Genomic DNA, 3,717 nt, shown 5'->3' with positions numbered 1-3,717 from the left:
CAGTTATCCGACCATTGCTCCGATTGGAATGTGTCGCCCGCCCCGGCAGGTGCCCAGAAGTAGAAATCATTTACATACGAACGTGCCAATTGCGGATTCAACCAGAAGCGTTTTTCATCGATCTGTGTTGTGGGTTCGATCCCCAAGGGATCGCAAGCTGAGGTAATTACCGACAAGCATGCAAGGAATAAACCAACCGTTATATATTTGTATGTGTTGCGTTTCATAATTAACTAAGATTTTTTATAATGTTACTGTAACCCCTAAAGTGTAAGAGCGCTGTGTAGGGTAACTTCCCAACGTTCCGTTATTGTTATAGATGGAAGCTCCTGATGTAATAAATTCGGGGTCTTGCAAACCTTTGAGCGGGTATGACTTCTTCGTCCACACGAAAGCGTTGGTTACCACAAAACTTAAGTCCAATCCCTGAATATACGAAACATTTTTCAAGATGTTTCTTTTCATATCGTAGCGTAAGCTGATGTTTTTCAGCTTCAGGTAAGAAGCGTCAAAAGCCCAGATATCTATATAGCTGTATCCCCAGCCATTTCCTTCAGGAACCGGGATAGGCAATGCAGCGTTTACATCCGGATGGCTTGGTGTATAAGCATTTTGGAAAGCATACTGTCCGTAGTTCCACATGTAGCTTTGCTGGCTACGGAGAGGCGAAGGCATTGCACCCGATACGTTGGTCGCACCCTGGAAGAAAACTTCAAAATCAAATCCGTTCCAGTCTGCACCCAGCGTTACCCCAAACTGGGTCAGGGGAGTGGTGCCGGGTCTGTTCAGTGTATAATAGTCATTAACCCTGCCGTCTCCGTTCAGGTCGACAAGCGCTACGGTTCCTAAAGTCATATTACGGGAAGCATGGAGCATGGAGTTATACATATTGTTCCAGTCTCCGTACTTTCCGTCCGTAGCAAGCCCGAGAGGATATACCGGATGCATCCAGCGCTTTCCAATGTTGTCGAAAGTAGGTGACCACCAGTCGGAGCTTTTGTCTGTGTGGCGGCTTTGGCGTTCATCCCAGTATGAGTAGTTCAGTCCGAGACGGTACCCTACTTTCTCAATTTTGTCTTGCCAGTTGACGGAAACTTCGAATCCTCCCTTGCGTGAAGTCGCATAAGGTGCATTAATTTGAGGGATGTTAGGCATACCCAAAATGTCAGAACGAACCATATCATCTGTCATGTTCATTACATCTCCCTTATTCATATAGAGGAATGCATCGACAGCGCCGGTCAGTCGATCTCTAAACAAGCCATAGTCCAACCCAACACCGTATTGTGTGCTGCTTGACCAGCGAAGGTCGTTGGCGATGGTATTTACGTACCATCCCACATTGGGATTCATGTTGGTGCCAAATAATACGCGGTTATTATTTTGTGTATATTGTGTCAGGAAAGAGAACGGCTTTCCTACTTCATTTCCTACCAATCCTATTCCACCGCGTAACTTCAACATGTTTACAATATTCGGATTGATCAGATTTTTAAACCAGGTCTCTTGTGTGGCAACCCACCCTAACGAGAAAGCGTGGAAATAACCCCAGCGTTTTTCCGGGCTGTAGCTCAATGACCCGTTGTAGTTAGCACTGTATTGGAACAGATATTTGTTGTCATAATCGTAGGTGAGGCGTCCTATGTATGATGCTGATCCCCATTCCGTGGCATTTCCTTTATTTTCAACCATTTCAGCTCCTAAATCAATCTGTGGGGCTAGGGTGGTAGGGTACCCCCTTTTCTTTGCTGAAGTCCAGTTTTCATGACGTGTCTGACTCTGATAGTTTACCATGGCCGATAAATTATGTTTGTCAAAAGAACGCGCATAATCCAACTGGAAGATACCGGTCAGCAGTTTATATCTGTACCAGTATTGATACATGTTTGCATTAATGGGATTATAGCTGGAGAAATTGGTAGCATAGGGATTGTCGTATACATTTTCCTGATCGTGATTGAACTGCCGGTTGGTATTGTAGGTGGTGGTGAAGTTCACGCTAGTTGAAGCCGATAATCCTTCTATCCAGGGAATGAACCATTTCAGGGCACTGTTCATCTGAAAGCGATAGGCTTCCGTATCATTGAATCCGGTATTCAGAAGGGCATCTACAGAGCCTTTTCTGGGAAGGCCGGTACTCCATACAGGTGGTCTTTTGGGCATCCCGTCACCATACATGGCATTGTTGAAAACACTTTCGCCACTGGCTGGCTTTTGCTGGTTGCTTGTGTTGCCGTTAAGATTGAAAGTGAACTTCAGACTTTTGTCATTCAAGAGAAAAGCATCTGTATTCAGTACAAAGTTTACTTGATTATACTTGTAGTTTTTGCTGACACCTTGTTGATCCATATATCCCAAACTGGAGTAATAGGTTAATCGTTCGCTTCCTCCCCGGAGGCTTATATTGGTCTGGTACATAGGCTGGGTATGGTTGAACATATCCCATGGGTCATACGTGGAAAAGTAATCTTGTATATTGCCGCCTTGGGTCTTGTTGGGATCAAACAAATCGTTGATTTCATCCATGGTGTAGGTCATGCCGTATTTTTCGTTGACCATACTGCGGATATCCTCACGGTTATATCCCTTCTGCCATAAATCGCCCATATAGTATTTTGACAACGCAGTGTTGTTAAATGTCGGGTTTTCCTGAAAACTGGCAAATTCCACTTCGTTACGTGCCTGTGCATATTCATAGGCACTCAACCCTTTGGCGCGATAAGAAGGGGTCATCATGGAAATTTTTTGATTCACAGTAATAACAGGAGCCCCTTCCTGTCCGCGTTTGGTGGCAATCACCACAACTCCGTTAGCTGCTCGTGGCCCATACACCGCAGTCGCTGATGCGTCTTTTAAAATTGACATGGATGCGATATCGTCAGGACGTAAGCGGTTGAAAAATGCATTACCCTGAGATGTCTCCATTACTACATCGTCAATCACGTATAGAATGTTTTCGCCACCACGAATCCATATTTTTACGTTTTCACCGGGTGCTCCGGAACTCTGTTGCGTGACAACACCCGTAACGCGACCGCCCAATCCCTCAGAAATTGAAGAGACAGGAAGTCTGGCCAGTTGGTTTACATTCACTACTGTTGCTGACGCCGTCATTGTTTTGGCTTTTTGAACTCCTCCATAACCTGTCACAACGACCTCTTCCAGCATTTCTGTGTCCGCCGTCAAGACAATATTAATAGTGGATCTACCATTTACAGGAATTATCTGGGTGTTCATTCCCACATAACTGATCTGTAAAGATGCATTTTCGGGGACATCGGTTAAAGAGTACTGCCCATCAATATTGGTAACAGTTCCTTTGGTGGCATTTCCTTCGATAACGATGGTTGCTCCGATGACCGTTTCGCCATAACTATCCGTAACCGTGCCGCGTACAGTAATATTCTGTGCGGATATTGACAAGGCCAATGTGCTCATTATGAGCGTGAATAGACCTCTGAAAAAAATGACATACTCGCTTTTCATTTTGTTTGGTTGAAAATTAATGAATAATGAATTGTTTTCTCATATATTAATAAAAAAATAGAACTTGTCGTCAGATTTTGTCTTAATGAGTAATAATTATAAGTATGTTGGGCATAATATGTAAATATAAATTATAAATATGGCGTGTTATAAGAATTTATTTCACAAATATAGGGGTTAAATATGAAATAATTATAAATATTATCATATTTAACATTAAGCATAAAAAAA

The 3,717-nt window shown here is 43.3% G+C and carries 1 protein-coding gene and 1 pseudogene; both read right to left on the bottom strand.

Annotation, left to right across the window (positions count from 1 at the left end; translation table 11 throughout):
- Nucleotides 1–227 (bottom strand): annotated as a pseudogene (locus tag B3Z75_RS11090) (RagB/SusD family nutrient uptake outer membrane protein); the annotation flags it as partial.
- Nucleotides 228–243: 16 nt separating this feature from the next.
- The gene (locus tag B3Z75_RS11085) at nt 244–3,486 is read right to left on the bottom strand and encodes a SusC/RagA family TonB-linked outer membrane protein (RefSeq protein WP_294071568.1); all 3,243 of its coding nucleotides are present in this window, start codon (nt 3,484–3,486) and stop codon (nt 244–246) included.
- Nucleotides 3,487–3,717 lie beyond the last annotated feature (231 nt).

This window comes from Proteiniphilum sp. UBA1028 (genome assembly GCF_002316955.1).
Lineage (GTDB): Bacteria > Bacteroidota > Bacteroidia > Bacteroidales > Dysgonomonadaceae > Proteiniphilum.
This window is presented reverse-complemented; position numbering and strand designations above follow the sequence as displayed.

Bases quoted from the DNA above. Each gene is read 5' to 3' on its own strand.
- B3Z75_RS11085 (WP_294071568.1), bottom strand. From the start codon at position 3,486: ATGAAAAGCGAGTATGTCATTTTTTTCAGAGGTCTATTCACGCTCATA.